This is a genomic window from Clostridium sp. UMB9555A (genome assembly GCF_030222355.1).
GTDB lineage: Bacteria > Bacillota > Clostridia > Clostridiales > Clostridiaceae > Sarcina > Sarcina perfringens.
In genome coordinates, this window is sequence record NZ_JASORQ010000001.1 from 825426 (window position 1) to 843124 (window position 17699).

The window sequence follows — 17699 nt, forward strand, 5'->3', positions numbered from 1 at the left end:
TGCTTTTATTTATATAAGCTACTAATTATAATAAATATGTATTTTTCATATAACTAATACAATTATTTCATTGGGCATATATAATTTTTATGATATTATAAAATAGAGTGTTTTAATAAAATTTTAACATATGATATAAAAACTTAGGAGGCAGTTCATGATAGGAGTTATAGGGGTTAAAAGGAATGTAGATATAGCAATAAGAGAAAAATTAGCCTTATATCCTAAAAAACATAAGAAATACGTAGGAGAATTATTAAATTCATTTAAAGAAGTTGTAATATTAAATACTTGTAATAGAACAGAGATTTATTTTAATTGCACTGAAGAGATTTCAGAGGATGAAATTTTTGATAAAATTTTTAATGTGTTCAATTGGAATGATGATTTGAAAAAATATATGTTTTTATCAAAGGAAAAGAGAGCAGTAACCCATCTTATGGAGGTTATTTGTGGCTTTCATTCAAGAATTTTAGGTGAAGATCAAATTCTAGGACAAATTAAAGATGCTTATAAAACAGCTATTTCGGATAATAGTATTTCATCAGAATTACAAAAGATGTTTGAAATAGCTATTGCTTGTGGTAAAAAATTTAAAACAGAATGTAAAATGTTTGAAGTTCCAGTTTCATCAGTATCAATATCAATAAATAGTGCCCTATTAAAAGGATGCAAAAAATTTATGGTATTAGGATATGGAGAAATTGGGAAGTTAGCAATTAAACATCTTTTAAGTCATAAAGTAGAGTGTATTTATTTAATAGTAAGGGATAAGAGTAAGGCAAGTGATTTAGAGGGTGAAATTGTAGAAGTTTTAGATTTTAATGAAAAAAATCATGTTATAAATGAGGTTGATTGTATAGTTTCTTGTACAGCAGCACCTCATACAGTAGTTAGAAATGAAGATATAAAAACTGAAGGTGACATAATACATATATATGATTTAGCTGTTCCAAGAGATGTCGATAAGGAATTATCAGAAAAAGAGAGAGTAATCCTTAAGGATATAGATGAAATAAGTAAGATTGATGATAAGAATAAAAAAATAAGAAAAGAAAGAATGGAAGAGTATAAGCATATAGTTGAAGAGAGCATAGAGGAATTTTTAAACTGGCTTAAAATAAGAGAAGTTTCAAGTAAAATAAGAAACATAAAAATAAGAGAAAATGAAATTTGTAGTGAAAGAATAAAGACTTTTTCTAATAAGGGAAATGGAGAAAATGCTAAATTAGCAGAAAGAATGATAAAAAGTACAGCTGATGCTTATGTTAATAGGGCAATAGAACTTTTAAAAAGTGAAGCCTTAAAGGGAAGTGATAGTTCTTGTGCAGAAATAATAGAGAAGATATTTTTAACTTAGTACCAATAAACATTATAAGTAGTAAATTTCATGTTAAGGTAATAGGTGGAGGAAAAGCAGCCACCATAAAGATTAAAGGATTATTAGAAAAAGGTTGTTATGTACATATTTTATCTAAGGAGTTTTCAAAGGAAATCTTAGATATTGAAAATAAAAATTTAAAACTTGAAAAGGGAACCTATTATAAAGAGTTTATAAAAGATGCTCATCTTATAATAATAGCTGTGGATGAAAGTTCTCTGGTAGATAAGATAAGCAAGGATTGTGATGAGGAGTACAAACTATATTTAAATGCAGCTAATTATAAAGAGGGTATGGTGGCTATTCCTTACAGTAGATGTTATGAAAATCTAGGCTTTAGTATAAGTAGTAAATTAGGATCGCCTAGAATAACTAGGGCTATAGGAGAAGAAGTATCAAATATTATTAAGGAAAATGACATATACTCAATTAAGGTAGCTAAGATTAGAGAAAAAGCTAAAAAAGAAGAAGTAAAGGATAATATAATAGAGATTATTTCAAGTAAAGAATTTAAAAATGCCCTTTTAGAAAAAAGAGAATATGAATACTTAAGAAATCTTTTAGGAGAAGAATTAGCTAATTCCTTAACTTTAGGATTAAAGTAAATATAACAGAATTTTTTATGAAAATATAAAAATAATCAAAATGCGAGGTTTGGAGTAATGGAATTAATAATAGCGACTAGAAAAAGTAAGTTAGCACAAGTGCAAACTGAAAAAGTTATGGAACTTTTAAAAGAAAAGGAAAATGTAGATAGTAAGAAACTTTTAGTTATGACAGAAGGTGATAGAAGACTAGATGTTTCATTAAATAAAATAGGTGGAAAGGGGCTATTTGTAAAGGAGATAGAACTAGCTCTTTTAAATAAAGAAGCTCATGGAGCCGTTCATAGTATGAAAGATGTTCCTTTTGAACTTCCTAGCGAATTTGAGCTTGTTGCAATGCCCGAAAGAGAAGATATAAGAGATGCCTTTGTATCTTTAAATGGATCAACTTTATCTAATTTAAGAAAAGGAGCTAGAATCGGAACTAGCAGTATAAGACGTGCGGAACAATTGAAGTTATTTAGAGATGATTTAGAGATTGTTCCAATTAGAGGTAATGTTCAAACTAGAATAAAAAAAATAACTGAAGAAAATTTAGATGGAATAATTTTAGCGGCAGCAGGATTAAAAAGACTTGGTATGGAAGATGTAATAAGTGATTATTTTGATCCAAAGGTATTTTTACCTGCTATTGGTCAAGGAGCATTAGGAATAGAGTGCTTAAAAGGTGGAGAATTTAATGACTATTTTAAAGCTTTAGATAGCAAAGAGGTTAGAACTACTGTTGAAGCTGAAAGAAGCTTTATGAAGGTATTAAACGGAGGATGTCATAGTCTTATAGGTGCTTATTCAGAAGTTAAAGATAATGACTTATATATGATAGGTACATTTACTGTAAATAATAGAATAGTTAAAAAAGATATATTAGGAAATAAAGAAGATAATATATTATTAGGAAAAAAACTTGCAGAAAAAATATTAGGAGAGGTCTAGGAGGAACTATGAGTAAAAAAGCATATATAATAGGGGCAGGTCCTGGAGATGAAGAGTTATTAACACTTAAAGCAATAAATGCATTACAAAAATGCACAGCAGTCTTATATGATAGATTAGTTGGGAATAATATACTTAATTATTTAAATGATGACTGTGAGATTTACTATTGTGGAAAAGAGCCAGGATGCCATTATAAAACACAGGAAGAGATAAATGAAAGTATAGTTGAACTTGCTAAAAAAGGTCATGTTGTTGGTAGAGTAAAAGGTGGAGATCCATATGTTTTTGGAAGAGGTGGAGAAGAAGTATTAGCCTTAGTAGAAGAAAACATACCTTTTGAAGTTATTCCAGGGGTTACTTCACCTATTTCTGTTTTAAATTATGCAGGTATACCAATAACACATAGAGGATTAGCACAGAGTTTTCATATTGTAACAGGAATGTCAGCAAGAACTTTAAATGTAAATTGGGAAGCTTTATCAAAAGAAAATGGAACATTAGTATTTATGATGGGACTTTCAAATTTAGAAACAATTGTTGAGAATCTTTTAGAAAATGGTAAAGATATAGAAACTCCTTGTGGAGTAGTAATGAGAGGAACAACTTCAAAGCAAAGAAAGGTTATTGGAACATTAGAAAATATATGTAAAAAAGTTAGAGAAGCTAAGTTAGAATCACCTTGTATAATAGTTGTTGGAGATGTTGTTTCATTAAATGAAAAACTTTCATGGTATGAAAAATTACCTCTATTTGGAGCTAATATTTGTTTAACAAGATCTAAGGAACAATCTAAGGAGATTAAGTGGAAATTAAAAGAGTTAGGTGCAGAAGTAACAGAAATAAACTCTATAAAAATAAAAGAAACTGCTCATAATTTAGATGAATATATTAATACTTTAGAAAAATATGATCATATAGTATTTACTTCAGTAAATGCTGTTAATGTATTCTTTGATTATTTAGTAAAAAATCAATTTGATATAAGAAAAATAAAAGCAGATTTTGCTGTACTAGGAAAAGCAACTAAAAAAGCTTTAATAGCTAGAGGAATTGTACCAAGCATAATGGCTCATTCATTTACAGCGGAAGGTTTATTTGAAGTTTTAAAAGATAATATTAAAGAAGGAGAAGAAGTATTAATTCCATGTTCTTCTTTAAGCAGAGAATACTTGTTTGATAATTTAGCTTCTTTAGGAGCGAAATGTCATAGAGTTAATATTTATGATACTGTATGCGGAGATGTTAAAAATCCAAGAGCTTTCAAGGAAGTTGATATGGTATTATACACAAGTCCTTCAACGGTTAAAAACATGATTGATATGATTGGACTTGAAGCTCTTAAAGAGAAAGTAAGCATAGCTATAGGACCTATAACCTTAAAAGCTTTAAATGAAAGTGGAATTGAAGGAAAAATGTGCAAAACACATTGTGGAGATGGATTTTTAAGTGAAATTGAGGGTATATGGCAAGAGGTTAAAAAATAAATTTGTGGTAAAATTAATTTTATAGGCAAATTACAAACAAATTAGGAGGAAAGATTATGATAAAGAGAGGAAGAAGACTTAGAATAAATAAGGAAATGAGAGACCTTGTTAGAGAAAATATTTTAACAGCAAATGACTTTATATTTCCTATATTTGTAGTTGAAGGAAACAACATAAAAAAGGAGATAAGTTCTCTACCAGGAAACTATCATGTATCTTTAGATAGATTAAATGAAATAGTTGATGAAGTGGTAGCTTTAAATATAAAAGGTGTAATTATATTTGGTCTTCCAGAACATAAAGATGCTTGTGGATCAGAGGCTTATTCTGATGAAGGAATTGTTCAAAAAGCAATTAGAAAATTAAGAGAAGATTATGAGAACTTATTAGTAATAACTGATGTTTGTATGTGTGAATATACTAGTCATGGTCATTGTGGAATAATAGAAGGAAAAGATGTAGATAATGACAAAACTTTAAGTTTCTTAGATAAAATAGCAGTTTCACATGCTAAGGCTGGTGCTCATATGGTAGCTCCTTCAGATATGATGGATGGAAGAATATTATCTATGAGAAATGCTTTAGATGAAGCTGGGTTTGTTAATGTTGGAATAATGAGTTATTCAGCAAAATATTGCTCAGCTTTCTATGGACCTTTCAGAGAAGCTGCTAATTCAGCACCACAATTTGGTGATAGAAAAACTTATCAAATGGATCCTGCAAATTCAAGAGAAGCCATAAAAGAAGTAGAGCAAGACATAGAAGAGGGTGCAGATATAGTTATGGTTAAACCTGCCTTATCATATTTAGATATTGTTAAGGAAGTAAGAAATAAAGTTGATGTACCAGTTTGTGTTTATAATGTAAGTGGTGAATTTGCTATGGTTAAGGCAGCAGCTAAACTTGGACTTATAAATGAAAAACAAGTAGCTTTAGAAATGCTTTTATCAATGAAAAGAGCAGGAGCAGATATGATAATAACTTATTATGCTATAGAAGCTGCTAAATGGTTACAAGAATAGTTTAAGACTATAATATAATGAAAAATATTTGCTTAACAATCTTATAGTTAGGAGAATGAATATGGACAGAAATAAAGAAATATTTGAAGAATCAAAAAAATATATGCCAGGTGGGGTTAATAGTCCTGTAAGATCTTTTGGAAGTGTTGGAATAAATCCTCCAGTAATAAAAAGTGGTAAAGGAGCTATGATAAAGGACGAGAATGGAAATGAATATATTGACTTTGTTTTAGCTTGGGGACCAATGATATTAGGTCATTGTGATGAAGATGTGGTAGAGGCAATAAAGAAAACTTCAGAGGAAAGTATAGCCTTTGGTGCTTCAACAAAATTAGAATTAGACTTAGCTAAACTTTTATGTGAAACATTAGACAATGTTGACATGATAAGGATGGTAAACTCAGGTACAGAGGCTACTATGAGTGCTGTAAAGTTAGCAAGAGGATACACAAAGAAGGATAAAATAATTAAGTTTGCAGGATGCTATCATGGACACTTTGATGGTTTCTTAATAGAAGCTGGATCAGGAGTATTAACAGAAGGAATTCCAGGATGTTTAGGTGTTCCAGAGGAAAGCATAAAGAATACTTTAATAGGAATATACAATGATGAAAAGCAAGTTGAAGAATTATTTGAAAAATACGGAAATGATATTGCTGGAATAATAATAGAGCCAGTTGCTGGAAATATGGGAGTCGTTAAATGTGAACCTAAGTTTATGAGAAAACTTAGAGAATTATGTGACAAATATGGAGCACTTCTTATATTTGATGAAGTTATGTGTGGATTTAGAGTAGCATATAAAGGAGCACAAACTTTATTTGATGTTAAGCCAGATTTAGTTACTTATGCTAAAATAATGGGTGGTGGACTACCTTGTGGAGCATATGGTGGAAGAAGAGAGATAATGGAAAACTTATCACCATTAGGTGGAGTTTATCAAGCTGGAACAATGTCAGGAAACCCAATAGTAATGAGTGCAGGACTTGCAACAGTTAAAAAACTTTATGAAAATCCATCATACTATGATCATATTGAAAAAATAGGATCAAAACTTGAAAAGGGAGTTCTTGAAATAGCAAAGAAAAAAGGTTTAGGTCTTGTTGTTAATAGACAAGGTGGCATGATGACTTTATTCTTTACTGATTTAAAAGAAGTTAAGTGTTATGATGATGTAAAAACTTGTGATGGAGAAAGATTTAAGAGATACTTCTTACATATGTTAAACAAAGGATTTAACATACCACCATCACAATTTGAGGCAATGTTCTTAAGTGTAAAACATACAGAAGAACATATAGAGAAATTCTTAGAAGCTTTTGAAAGCTTTGAAGGATAATAAAATTTAAAAAGTTTTAAATGAATGCTGATTTTTAGGTATATATTTAAGAAAAGACTTAATTTAATAGAAAGCTTTATTACAAATTAAATATACTTATATGTTTTTGTATTAGAAATTTTCTTCTTAATTAAGATATTTATACCTATAAATCAGCTTTAATTTTATAATTAGAAATTTAATTAAGTGGGGTATTTATGAGAGAAAGAGTGAAGTTAAAAAAAGACAAAGAATGTGATGTTTTTGTAATGGGAGCTGGAATTGCAGGAATTATGGCAGCAATTGAAGCCTCTAATAATGGTCAAAAGGTAATAATCTCTAGTAGTTCAAATATCTTTTCAGGATCAAGCTTTTATCCTGGTACATGGGGTTTAGGTTTAATAGGGCCAGAGGATAGAAATGATGAAGAGGATTTAGCTAAGACAATTAAAGAAGTTGGGTGCAATGTTGTAGATGAGGAATTAGTAGAAACCTTTGTTAAAAATATTAATCCAAGTATAGATTTATTAAAAGAAATGGGTGTTAAGCTTAAAGAAGCTAATAATTCAGGGGAAAAAGAATTCATTCCATGTTTTGACCATAAAAATAGAAATTGGAATGGTATTTTATTTGAAAGTGCAAAAAAAGTTTTAGACCATAAGTTAAAGAGTAATAAAGTTTTGGAATATCCTTTTTCAGAGGTAATTGAAATAGTAAAGGAAGATAATAAGATTATAGGTGTAATACTTATTAACAGTTTAAATAAGCTTGAGTTTATAAAATGTAAAGCATTTGTAATTGCCTCTGGAGGAATAGGTGGTTTATTTAAATATAGGTTAAATACTAAAGATATAACAGGTATGGGACAAGCTTTAGCTTTAAAAGCTGGGTGTAACTTAACAAATATAGAATTTATGCAAATGATGCCAGGATATATAAAGCCCTGTCCAAAAACTATATTTAATGAAAAAACATTTAAATATATAGAAGCTAGAAATGAAGAGGGAGAAGATGTATTTAAAGATATAGAAAACTTAAGAGAAAAGCTTGAAAAAAGATCAACTTATGGACCTTTTACTTCAAGATTAGACTCTAAGGACATTGACTATGCTATATTTAAAGAGTTTATGAAAAATAAAAATGGAGTTACTGTTAGGTATAAAGATAGTTTAAAAAATAATATGCCTGAGTTTATTGAAGTTTATTTTAAGTGGTTAAAGGAAAATAAACATCTTACCCCAGATGATGAAATAAATATTGGAATATTCTTTCATGCAGCTAATGGAGGGATTAGCATAAATAAATGGGCAGAAACAAAGGTAGATGGATTATTTGCAGCTGGAGAATGTACAGGTGGTATGCATGGTGCAGACAGAATAGGGGGATTATCTACAGCAAATGGTCTTGTTTTTGGTAAAATAGCTGGAAAAAGTGCTAGTAGATATGCTTCTAGTAAAAGTTTAAGTGAAAAAGAAGAAGTAGAATTTGCACTTTATGAAATAGAAGGAGCAGAGGATCTTATTTTAGAAGTTCAAGAAATAATGTTTAAAAATGCAATGATAGAAAAAAGTGAAGTAGGTGTTAAAAATTCACTTTTAAAGTTAGAGGAAATATCTAAGGGTTTTGTATATAAGAAAGAAGTAAATATGGAGAATTTAAGAAACTCATATAGACTAGAAAACAATATATTATTATGCAAGGCCATATTAAAAGCAATTGACCTTAGAAAAGAAAGTAGAGGTTCTCACTATAGAAAGGATTATCCAAAGGCAAATAAAAACATGGATAAGATGATAATGGTAGAGTTATGTGATGATATTAAAGCTTATTTTAAAGAAAATTAGAATTACTATAAATAATAAAATTTTAATAGCTTTTTAAGATAGTATTTTATTTATATTTAGAAATCAATACTATTTTAAAATAGTGGTTAATTAATATAATTTAAAGTTTTGTAATTTATTATTAATAAAAAATACAGTGTATGATCATACACTGTATTTTTCTACATTAAAGGAGATACTAATCTTATTATGGATTCTCCAATTCTTGAGATAATAGATCGTTTTTCAAAACTTTCAAGGGTTACTTTAGTACAAACCTCTAGGTCTTTAAAGAATTGCTCTTCCATAGATTTTGAAATAGCTTCATTATATATAAATATATTGCTTTCAAAGTTTAAAGAAAAGCTTCTTATATCCATGTTAGCTGTTCCTACACTACATATAGAAGAGTCTGCCACTATGGTTTTAGCGTGAAGAAAGCCCTTTTCATATAAGTAGATCTTTGCACCAGCATTTAATAAGGATTCAAAATAAGAGTTTGCTATCCATCCCATAAATTTATGATCAGGATTACCAGGTAGCATTATTTTTACATCAACTCCAGATAAGGCAGCAAGTCTTAAAGCTTCAAGCATAGGTTCATCAGGGACAAAATAAGGAGTTTGTATGAAAAGATTTTTCTTAGCTGAATTTATAATTTTAAAATATCCATTTTTTATTTGTTGTTCAGTATGGTCAGGACCAGAGGAAACTATTTGAGCTCCAATAATCTTCTTTGGCAAATCAGTTGAATGAGGATTTATAAAATATTTTTTTAAATCTATGTCTAAATCTGATTCATCAGCATAACTCCAATCTAAAAGGAATCTTCCTTCTAAATCATTAATAGCAAGACCCTTTATTTTTGTATGAGTATCACGCCAATGACCAATATTTTTATCCTTTCCAAGATATTCATCACCTATATTAAATCCACCTAAAAAAGCAACTTTGCTATCTATAATAAGTATCTTTCTATGATTTCTATAGTTAATTCTCAAGTTTATATATTTGCAAAAGCCAGGAAAAAATATTTTAAAATCTCCACCAGCTGCCTTTAATTTATCTATATCTTTTTTGTGTATAGAATTACCAATAGAATCTACTAGTAATTTTACTTCAACACCTTCCTTAGCTTTCTTAGTTAAGGCATGTAAGATTTTTTTACCTATTTCGTCGCTTTTAAAAATATAAAATTCCATATGAATAAAATTTTCGGCTTTATTTATTTCATCAAGCATTTCTTCAAAAAGACTCTTAGCATCAAAATATAAATCTATATCATTACGTTGAGTGTAAGTTGAATTGTCATTATTAAAGTTCATCATTATTAAGTCCTTATATTTTAAAGAAATATTATCTAATTTGTAGTGAGACTTAAATGAATTTAAATATTTTTGTTTTGTCTTGTCATCTAGAATTTTTCTTTTGAAGTTTTTTTCACGGGTAATATTTTGACCAAATAAAATGTAGATTATAAATCCTAATATGGGTAGAAAGGTTAATATTAAAATCCAAGCCCAAGTAGTTTGGGGATTTCTTCTTTCAATAAAGATTATGGAAATAATAAACACAATATTTATTAAGAATATCATATTTAAAAATAAGTGCATAAGAATTCCTCCTTTGTATTTAAAAAAGTTTATCAGTCTAAATTTTTTAATATATATTAGACTGATAAACTAAAAATGTTACCTTATATATATTTGTTCTAAAAGTTCATTTATGTTGACAGTACAATTTTCAGGGGTAGATGCTAAAAGCTTTATTCCCTTATAGCTTATTCTAAGTTTACATTTACTATTTTTAAGTTCACTAGCAAACTCTAATATTGAATTCTTATCTAAGTCCATATTAAAGGAACTTAATATAGTAAGATAAAGATATTCTGTGTAAAGATATTTATGACTTGCATAATTTTCGTAAGAATCTATGCCTTCACATAGGAATTTAACATAATCATCTATATGCTTAAATATTTCAGAAAGTCTATCCCTATAAATAAATTTTATAGAGTCAATTTCTAAGAAGGCTTTATTTAAAGAGGATAAAATATCTTCTTTTATTATTGACACTTCTTCAGCTGAAAAAGTTAAATAAAGATTTAAATAAGAATCTCTATTAGAAAAAATAGTTTCTAAGTATCTTATAAAGGAATAAAAATCCTCTCTGTTGTTACCAGGTTCTATTTGAAATAATATTTTAAAGAACAAGTTCCAATGAAAATCATAATTCATAGCATGAGCTAGTTTATTTCCAATTGAATTAGAAAATTCTGAGTCAAAACATAAGGGCTCAGCACCTATAGATAATTTGTTTTTAAAAGATATGGAATCCTTAAAAACTTCGTTTAATCTTACTGAGGTATTTACAAAGGTATTATAATATTCTTGAGAAGTATTACAATTATTTTTAGTAAATATATAATCTATTATTATGTCACAGGCATTTCTAAAATCAACAGATATACCTAAATCATGTTTTACTTTAGAAGAGTATATATCATATATCATTTTAGAAAGTAAAATTTCAATACCTTCCTTCTTTAATCCAACTCCATTAGAATTATCCATGTGAGAATTAACATGGTTGAATATAGTTAGAAGTTGATTATCGATTAAACATAAATTGTTTTTAATAGAATTAAGTATATTCTTATAAAATTTATCCCCTAAAATCATATTATAGTTTTTATATATTATCTTATGTTCAATTTCACCCCAAAAATTATTTACCATAGATTTTATTTGAAGTTCAAAATTAAACTTTTCTTCTTCATTTAGAATAAAACCATCTATTCTATATAATTCAAAACCATTTTTTTGTTTTAAGGGTTGATGTTCTCTAAGGTCTAAAAATATATTTGGATTTTGTGATGAGTAAGAAAATCCATCTTTATTAGTGCAATTAAATATTGTTCTTATAAATTTAAATATATGTTCTTCATCTTCTATAAATCTACATTCTATTCTGACACCTATTAAATCAGATAGGTTTCTAAATAAATCCGTAGGGGAATCATATTTTATGTAATAATTATGTCTTATTATTTTCTCTTTTAAACTAGAAGCTGATTTTACTCTAGTTGATATATTAAAAAATCCTTCACAAGAGTTCTCTAGTAGAGAGTAGAAAAAATCATCAAGCAGATTTGCACTATAGGCTAAATCTTTTTTCATCTCCTTAAGTAATTCTAAAGTACCTTTTGTAAATTCAAAAACTTTTAATTCCAAATTTAAAACACCGTCCTTGTTAGTTTATAAGTAAAGTCAGTATAGTTTAATAATACCAACATATAGTAAGTATAACAATAGAGGAATTTTAAATAATATTATATATAAATACTTTTATAAAAATGAATAATTTGTTAATAAAATCTCTTTAGAATTAAATATTAATTATATAAATGATTTATTAATAATAAATTATAAGAAAAAAACAGTAGTAATTAATAAATTATGAAAGTGAAAAATAGACTTTGACTTTCTTTGACTTTTATAGTATTATAATTACATGAGATACAAAAAAGAGAATATTGAGGTGATAAAATGAATGCAGATAAAATGACATTAAGAGTACAACAAAGCTTAAACGATGCTTATGAAATAGCAGTTAAATATAATAATCAACAATTAGATATAATTCACTTATTTTCAGCATTAGTAAATCAAAAAGATGGTTTAATTCCTAATATATTTGAAAAAATGGGTGTTAATATAGATTCATTAAAAAGAGACATTCATGTTCAAATAGATAGAATGCCTAAGGTTTTAGGAGAAGCAGCACAATCATCAGGGGTTACTGCTACAAGAAGAATAAATGAAGTATTAATAAAGGCAGAAGAAATTTCAAAACAATTTGAAGATTCATATATAAGTGTTGAGCATGTAATGCTTGCAATGATTGATATAGATAAAAATGGAGCTGTAGGAGAAATCTTAAGAAAAAATAACATAACTAAAGATGGATTCCTAAAGGTTTTAAATGAAGTTAGAGGAAGTCAAAGAGTAGATTCACAAGATCCAGAAGGAACTTATGAAGCTTTAGATAAATACGGTACTAATTTAATAGAACTTGTAAAACAACATAAATTAGATCCTGTTATAGGAAGAGATGAAGAAATAAGAAGAGCTGTTAGAATTCTTTCAAGAAAAACTAAGAATAATCCAATACTAATAGGAGAACCTGGAGTTGGTAAAACTGCTATAGTTGAAGGCTTAGCAGAAAGAATTGTAAGAGGAGATGTACCAGAGGGACTAAAGGATAAGGTAATTATCTCATTAGATATGGGTGCATTAATAGCTGGTGCTAAATACAGAGGAGAATTTGAAGAAAGATTAAAAGCTGTTTTAAAAGAAGTTCAAAGTTCAGAAGGAAAAATACTTTTATTCATAGATGAAATTCATACAATTGTAGGGGCTGGTAAAACAGATGGTGCAATGGATGCAGGAAATTTAATTAAACCAATGCTTGCAAGAGGAGAACTTCACTGCATAGGAGCTACAACTTTTGACGAATATAGACAATATATAGAAAAGGATAAAGCTCTAGAAAGAAGATTCCAACCTGTAATAGTTGAAGAACCAACAGTTGAAGAAACAGTATCAATTTTAAGAGGATTAAAAGAAAGATTTGAAATTCACCATGGAATTAGAATCCATGATTCAGCAATAGTAGCTGCTGCAAAACTTTCTCATAGATATATTCAAGATAGATATTTACCAGATAAGGCTATAGATTTAATAGATGAAGCTGGTGCTATGATAAGAAGTGAAATAGATTCTCTTCCAACTGAATTAGATATTATAAGAAGAAAGATTTTAATGCTTGAAACTGAAAAGGAAGCTTTATCAAAAGAAAATGATGATGCATCTAAGGAAAGATTAGTTGCTTTAGAAAAAGAGCTTGCAGAGCTTCAAGATAAAAATGATGAGATGACAATTAAATATGAAAAAGAAAAATCTCATATTTCAGCAGTTAGGGACTTAAAGGCTGAGTTAGATGAAGCAAGAGGATTAGCTGAAAAATATGAAAGAGAATATGATTTAAATAAAGTTGCAGAACTTAAATATGGAAAAATTCCAGAACTTGAACGTAAAATAAAAGAACAAGAAGCAAGTATGGAAAAAGACAATGAAAATGCTTTATTAAAAGAAGAGGTTACTGAAAATGAAATTTCAGAAATAATCTCAAAATGGACTGGAATTCCTGTTACAAAACTAGTTGAAAGTGAAAGAGAAAAACTTTTAAGACTAGAAGAAGAATTAAGAGAAAGAGTAATAGGTCAAGATGAGGCTACAACTGCAGTGGCTAATGCTGTAATAAGAGCAAGAGCTGGTCTTAAAGATGAAAGAAAACCAATAGGATCATTTATATTCTTAGGACCTACTGGAGTTGGTAAAACAGAGCTTGCAAAAACTTTAGCTAGAAATTTATTTGATAGCGAAGACAATACAGTAAGAATAGATATGTCTGAATATATGGAAAAACATGCAGTATCTAGATTAATAGGACCTCCTCCAGGATATGTAGGATATGAAGAAGGGGGACAATTAACAGAAGCTGTTAGAAGAAACCCATATTCAGTAATATTATTTGATGAAATAGAAAAAGCACATGATGATGTATTTAACTTATTCCTTCAAATATTAGATGATGGTAGATTAACAGATAATAAAGGTAAAACTGTTGATTTCAAAAACACTATAATAATTATGACTTCTAACATAGGTAGTGGATACTTATTAGAAAATAAATCTAATGAAGGTATAGAAGATGATATTAGAGAAAATGTTATGAATGAAATGAAGTTAAGATTCAAACCAGAATTCTTAAACAGAGTAGATGATATCATAATGTTTAGACCTTTAAGCAGTGAAGGAATTAAGAAAATAATAGATATCTTCTTAAGAGATGTTGAAAATAGATTAAGAGAAAGAAATATAACTCTTGAAGTTACTGATGGAGCTAAGGAAATATTAGCTGAAGAAGGATATGATCCAGTATATGGAGCTAGACCATTAAAGAGATATATAAGCAATGTCTTAGAAACTGAAATAGCTAAGAAGATAATTGCAGGAGAAATTTATGATGGATCTGTTGCTTTAATAGATGGAGTAGATGGAAAAATTATAGTTTCTAGAAAATAAAATATAGTAAATTTATAAGGACCATAGGTTTAATTAAATCTATGGTCCTTATTTTTGTAATTTTAAATATATTTTTAATAAAATGATAATAAAAAACAAATTAATAATGAAAACATTTTAAATTTATAAAATTTTAATAAAAAACTGTAGAAAATTGAAAATTTTATGGTTATAATAATTTTAAAATACGAAAATAAAAAATAACAAATATAAAATTATAACTTGAAAAGGGGAGATAAAAGTGGAACTGATAGGAATAGTAATAGTAATAATAGGATTTGCACTTAAATTTGATACTATAGCAGTTGTATTAGTAGCAGGATTATCAACTGGATTAGTAGCACATATGAGTTTGTATGAAATATTAGAGAAATTAGGATCAACCTTTGTAAGCCAAAGACACATGACATTATTTATATTAACTTTACCTGTAATAGGTATGTGTGAAAGATTTGGTTTAAAAGAGAGAGCTATAACCTTAATAAAAAATATGAAAAATATGTCAACTGGGAAACTTTTAAGTTGCTATTTATTTATTAGAGAAGTTGGGGCTGCAGTTTCACTAAGATTAAGTGGACAAGCACAATTTATAAGACCACTTATAAACCCAATGGCTCAGGGAGCAGCTGTCAGTAAATATGGAGAATTAGATGATAAAAATGAAGATTTAATAAAGGGAACAGCAGCTGCAATGGACAACTATGGAAACTTCTTTGGACAAAATGTATTCTTAGCAAGTTCAGGAGTTCTTTTAATAGCAGGAACCTTAGAAGAACTAGGATATGGAGTTAATGCTTTAGATATAGCAAAAGCTTCAGTTCCAATAGCTATAATAGCTTTAATATTAGGAGTATTACAAAATAGATTATTAGATAAAAGGTTAAGTATAAACCTATCAAAGAACAAAGAAGAGATAAAATAGGGGTGATAATTAATGAATATGCAAATGATTTCTAATGCATTGCTTGAAATCTTTTATATAATAGTAGGACTTTTAATGTTAAATACTGCAATTGATACATTAAAAGACCAGAAACATAAAACTAGAATAGGAACGGCAATCTTTTGGACTATATTGTCAATCATATTTATAGCAGGAGGAGCTATTCCACCTGTAGTAGTAGGGGCATTGCTTTTAGTTATAGGAGTATTAACTGCAAGTAAACAAGTAAATATAGGAAACTTAAAAATGCCTAATTTAGATTTTGCAGAAATGCAAGCTAAAAAGTTAAAGAATAAGATTTTTTTACCTTCAATTGTAATAGCAGCTGGATCTTTAGTTATTGCACAATTTACAAGTTTATCAGGAACTGTTGCCATAGGTATAGCTTCTGTGGCAGCTGTAATAACAACTTTCTTAGTATTAAAAGCTAAACCAAAGCATTTAGTAGAGGATAGTAACAGAATGGTTCAATCAGTTGGATCTACAAGTATATTACCTCAACTTTTAGCAGCTTTAGGAACAGTATTTACAGCAGCGGGAGTAGGAGATGTTATATCATCAGGTATATCTAATTTTATTCCTGAAGGAAACATATTAGCAGGTGTAATAGCTTACTGTGTAGGAATGGCAGTATTCACTATGATAATGGGAAATGCCTTTGCAGCCTTCTCAGTTATAACTGTGGGAATAGGATTACCATTTGTATTTGCTCAAGGAGCTAATGTAGCCATAGCAGGAGCTTTAGCTCTAACTGCAGGGTATTGTGGAACATTATTAACCCCGATGGCAGCAAACTTTAACGTTATGCCAGCGGCCTTATTAGAGACAAAAGATAAGAATGTGGTTATGAAATGTCAAAGTTTATTTGCTATAATTTTATTAGTTATACATATAGCTTTAATGTATTTCTTAGCATTTTAATTAACTAGGTATTAGAAAGTAAGGAGTGTATGAGAATGAAAGTATTAATTACAGGATTTGATCCCTTTGGAGGAGAAAGTATAAACCCAGCTTTAGAAGCTGTTAAAATGATACCAGAAAATATAGAAGGAGCTCAGGTTATTAAATTAGAAATACCTACAGTTTTTAGAAAATCTCTTGAAAAAATAGAAGAAAAAATAGAGGAAATTAATCCAGATGTAGTTATTTCTGTAGGACAAGCTGGAGGAAGATTTGGTGTAACTCCAGAAAGAGTAGCTATAAATATGGATGATGCAAGAATAGAGGACAATGAAGGAAATCAACCAATAGATATTCCTATATATGAAGATGGAGAAAGTGCATATTTTAGTAACTTACCTATAAAAGCAATGGTTAAGGAAATGGTTGATAATGGAATACCTGCATCAGTTTCTAATACAGCTGGAACTTTTGTTTGTAATCATGTTATGTATGGAGTTTTATACTTAGTAAATAAAAAGTATAAAAATATAAGAGCTGGATTTATACATGTACCTTATATTCCAGCACAAGTTGTAAATAAACCTAATACACCTTCTATGTCTATTAATGATATAGCAAAAGGATTAGAGCTTAGTATAAAGGCTATAGTTTTAAATGATAATGATATTAAAACTGTAGGAGGAGCTGTTTGTTAATGTTAGAACCTAAGGTTAAAAGAAAAATCTTTGTTTATGGAAGTTTGAGAACAGGGTTTTTCAATTATGAAAAATACTTAAAAGGGAAAGTTATAAAAAGTGAATTAGGAAGGGTAAAGGGAACTTTATACCATATGCCTAAAAAAGGATATCCTGCTTTAATTGAAGGGGATGGATTTGTATATGGAGAAGTTATGACTATTCTTGATTACGAAAATGTTATAAATGCTATGGATCTTATGGAAGGATACTTAGGAGTTAATAACAAAAATAATGAATATAATAGAATTGAGATGGATGTTGAAATTTTAGGAAAGAAATCTTCTGAAAAATGCTATGTTTATTATTATGGAATGAATGATAAAGATGACTTTGAAAATAACAGTATATTAATACAAGATGGAAATTGGAGGAACTTTATGCTTAAAAAAGTTTCTTAA

Annotated in this window: 14 protein-coding genes; 12 read left to right on the top strand and 2 right to left on the bottom strand. The window is 28.4% G+C overall.

Going from position 1 to position 17699, the window contains the following annotated elements; all coding sequences use genetic code 11:
* Positions 1-157 precede the first annotated feature (157 nt).
* The 7 genes from hemA (at position 158) to QP548_RS03835 (ending at position 8590) form a co-directional block, all read left to right on the top strand.
* Positions 158-1360, top strand: a complete 1203-nt coding sequence (gene hemA, locus QP548_RS03805; protein WP_061428449.1) for a glutamyl-tRNA reductase — start codon at positions 158-160, stop codon at positions 1358-1360.
* On the top strand, positions 1324-1986 hold the full coding sequence (locus QP548_RS03810; RefSeq protein ID WP_061428447.1) for an NAD(P)-dependent oxidoreductase: 663 nt from the start codon (positions 1324-1326) through the stop codon (positions 1984-1986). Before hemA ends, QP548_RS03810 begins: the two co-directional genes overlap by 37 nt.
* A 57-nt stretch (positions 1987-2043) precedes the next feature.
* Positions 2044-2919 (top strand): hydroxymethylbilane synthase, encoded by an 876-nt coding sequence (gene hemC / locus QP548_RS03815; protein ID WP_003454674.1) that lies wholly within the window; start codon positions 2044-2046, stop codon positions 2917-2919.
* Between the two features lie 8 nt (positions 2920-2927).
* Positions 2928-4406, top strand: coding sequence for a uroporphyrinogen-III C-methyltransferase (cobA, locus tag QP548_RS03820; RefSeq protein WP_061428445.1), 1479 nt, complete (start codon positions 2928-2930; stop codon positions 4404-4406).
* Positions 4407-4462: 56 nt separating this feature from the next.
* On the top strand, positions 4463-5428 hold the full coding sequence (gene hemB / locus QP548_RS03825) for a porphobilinogen synthase (RefSeq protein WP_061428444.1): 966 nt from the start codon (positions 4463-4465) through the stop codon (positions 5426-5428).
* Positions 5429-5489: 61 nt separating this feature from the next.
* Positions 5490-6767 (top strand): glutamate-1-semialdehyde 2,1-aminomutase, encoded by a 1278-nt coding sequence (gene hemL / locus QP548_RS03830; RefSeq protein WP_061428439.1) that lies wholly within the window; start codon positions 5490-5492, stop codon positions 6765-6767.
* Positions 6768-6964: 197 nt separating this feature from the next.
* Positions 6965-8590, top strand: a complete 1626-nt coding sequence (locus QP548_RS03835; RefSeq protein ID WP_061428438.1) for an FAD-binding protein — start codon at positions 6965-6967, stop codon at positions 8588-8590.
* A 161-nt stretch (positions 8591-8751) separates the two neighbouring features.
* On the opposite strand, the gene cls is transcribed toward QP548_RS03835, so the two are convergent.
* Positions 8752-10182 carry a cardiolipin synthase gene (gene cls / locus QP548_RS03840; protein ID WP_061428436.1) on the bottom strand — a complete coding sequence of 477 codons (1431 nt, stop codon included), beginning with the start codon at positions 10180-10182 and terminating at the stop codon, positions 8752-8754.
* A 78-nt stretch (positions 10183-10260) separates the two neighbouring features.
* The gene (locus QP548_RS03845) at positions 10261-11802 is read right to left on the bottom strand and encodes a GTP pyrophosphokinase (RefSeq protein ID WP_061428434.1); all 1542 of its coding nucleotides are present in this window, start codon (positions 11800-11802) and stop codon (positions 10261-10263) included.
* A gap of 315 nt (positions 11803-12117) precedes the next feature.
* On the opposite strand from QP548_RS03845, the gene clpB reads away from it, so the two are divergent.
* From clpB to QP548_RS03870, 5 genes are all read left to right on the top strand, one after another.
* Positions 12118-14718: an ATP-dependent chaperone ClpB gene (gene clpB, locus QP548_RS03850; RefSeq protein ID WP_061428431.1), complete on the top strand. Its 2601-nt coding sequence runs from the start codon at positions 12118-12120 to the stop codon at positions 14716-14718.
* A gap of 241 nt (positions 14719-14959) precedes the next feature.
* Positions 14960-15640 carry a DUF969 domain-containing protein gene (locus tag QP548_RS03855; RefSeq protein ID WP_061428429.1) on the top strand — a complete coding sequence of 227 codons (681 nt, stop codon included), beginning with the start codon at positions 14960-14962 and terminating at the stop codon, positions 15638-15640.
* Between the two features lie 12 nt (positions 15641-15652).
* Positions 15653-16582 carry a DUF979 domain-containing protein gene (locus tag QP548_RS03860; RefSeq protein WP_061428427.1) on the top strand — a complete coding sequence of 310 codons (930 nt, stop codon included), beginning with the start codon at positions 15653-15655 and terminating at the stop codon, positions 16580-16582.
* Positions 16583-16617: 35 nt separating this feature from the next.
* On the top strand, positions 16618-17259 hold the full coding sequence (pcp, locus tag QP548_RS03865; protein ID WP_061428425.1) for a pyroglutamyl-peptidase I: 642 nt from the start codon (positions 16618-16620) through the stop codon (positions 17257-17259).
* Positions 17259-17699, top strand: a complete 441-nt coding sequence (locus QP548_RS03870; RefSeq protein WP_003475768.1) for a gamma-glutamylcyclotransferase family protein — start codon at positions 17259-17261, stop codon at positions 17697-17699. The genes pcp and QP548_RS03870 overlap by 1 nt, the downstream gene beginning before the upstream one ends.